Source organism: Streptomyces synnematoformans (assembly GCF_039531005.1).
GTDB lineage: Bacteria > Actinomycetota > Actinomycetes > Streptomycetales > Streptomycetaceae > Streptomyces > Streptomyces synnematoformans.
In genome coordinates this window covers 1-1,643 of the sequence record NZ_BAAAPF010000633.1, presented here as the reverse complement: position 1 = coordinate 1,643, position 1,643 = coordinate 1, and the positions used below count along the sequence as shown (strand labels likewise).

1 protein-coding gene is annotated in these 1,643 nt (G+C 81.7%); it reads left to right on the top strand.

The window, feature by feature from the left end; translation table 11 throughout:
* Positions 1-333: 333 nt before the first annotated feature.
* On the top strand, positions 334-1,643 hold a 1,310-nt coding region (locus ABD317_RS36725), incomplete at its 3' end, for a sacsin N-terminal ATP-binding-like domain-containing protein (protein WP_425582535.1).

Genomic DNA, 1,643 nt, shown 5'->3' with positions numbered 1-1,643 from the left:
GAGCCGCACGCCGCGCCCGGCGGCGCGGTGCCGCGCGCCGGGAACCGGCCGGACGTACCGGGTCCCCTCGGCGACAACGGCATGCCCGCGGCCCCGGGCGCTGCCGAAGCCGGGGCCGGTGGCGGTGGTGGCGGCGAGCCTGCGGAGGGGAGCATGGCCGCCGGGCCGGGCGGCGACGCCGTCGGTGGCCGCGGCGCCCCCGGCGCCGAAGGCGGCCGGGCGGTGGCCGGCGACCGCGGTGGTGTCGGTGTCGCGGGTCCCGGCGGTGGCGGTGCGCCCGGTCCCGTGGCCGGTGGGGCGTCGGCCGCGGGAGACGGGCCGGGGAGACTTGATCTGTCTGGTGTCGACGCGCAGCCGCCCGCCGAAGGAGGCCGGGCGGTGGCCGGCGGCCGCGGTGGTGTCGGTGTCGCGGGCTCCGGCGACAGCGGCGCACTCGCGGCCCCCGCCGCGGCCTCCGCGCCCGGTGCGGCCCCCGTCGCGGCTCCCGGTGCGGGCTCCGCCTGGGTGCTGACCGTCGCCAACACCGGCGCGCCCCTCGACGCCGCCGGTGTCGAGTCGCTGTCCACGCTGCGGGCCTCCGCCAAGCGGGGCGAGGACACCGACGAGGCCGTGGGGCGCTTCGGGGTCGGGTTCTCCGCCGTGCTGGCGGTCAGCGACGCGCCGGAGGTCGTCTCCCGGGGCGGCGCGCGGGTGCGGTGGTCGCTGGCGGAGGCGCGGGAGCTGGTCCGTACGGCCGCCGAGCGCAACCCCGCGCTCGCCGAGGAAGCCGCCCGCCGCGCCGGCCACGTCCCCCTGCTCCGCCTCCCCCTGCCCCTCCCCGACGCCGACGACGACGCCGGCACCGCCGCCCCCGCCGTGCCCGACGGCTACGACACCGTCGTCCGGCTCCCGCTGCGCGACGCGGCCGCCGCCGCCCTCGCCCGGCGCCTGCTCGCCGGCGTCGACGACGCGCTGCTGCTGGCCCTGCCCGGCCTGGCCGAGGTCGAGGTGGAGACCCCCGAGGGGGTGCGCACGCTGCGCCGCCGCGCGGACGGCCCGTACACGGTCATCGAGGACACCGGCCGTACGAGCACACCGGCCCGCGGACCGGCCGCCGAACCCGCCGCCGGCCTGCACCCCGGGACCGCCGACCCCGCCGCCGCACCGCCGCCCGCCGGCACCCGCTACCGCACCCGCACCGCCGCCGGCCGCCTCGACCCCGGTCTCCTCGCCGACCGCCCCGTCGAGGAGCGCCTCCGCCCCACCTGGACCGTCACCTGGGCCGTCCCCGTGGCGCCCGACGGCGCCCCCGCCGCCCCCACCACCGCGCCCGTGCTCCACGCCCCCACCCCCACCGACGAACCCCTCGGCGTCCCCGCGCTGCTCATCGCCTCCTTCCCCCTCGAACCCACCCGCCGCCACCTCGCCCCCGGCCCGCTCACCGACTTCCTCGTCGAGCGCGCCGCCGACGCCTACGCCGAACTCCTCGCCGACTGGGACCCGGTGACCCCCGGCAGCGTCGGCCTCGTCCCCGGCCCTCTCGGCCGCGGCGAGCTGGACGGCGCCCTGCGCGCCGGCATCCTCCGCCGCCTCCCCGACGTCGCGTTCCTGCCTCCCGCCGCACCCGCGGAGCCCGCGCCCGCGGCGCCCGCGGCGGTGGTGCC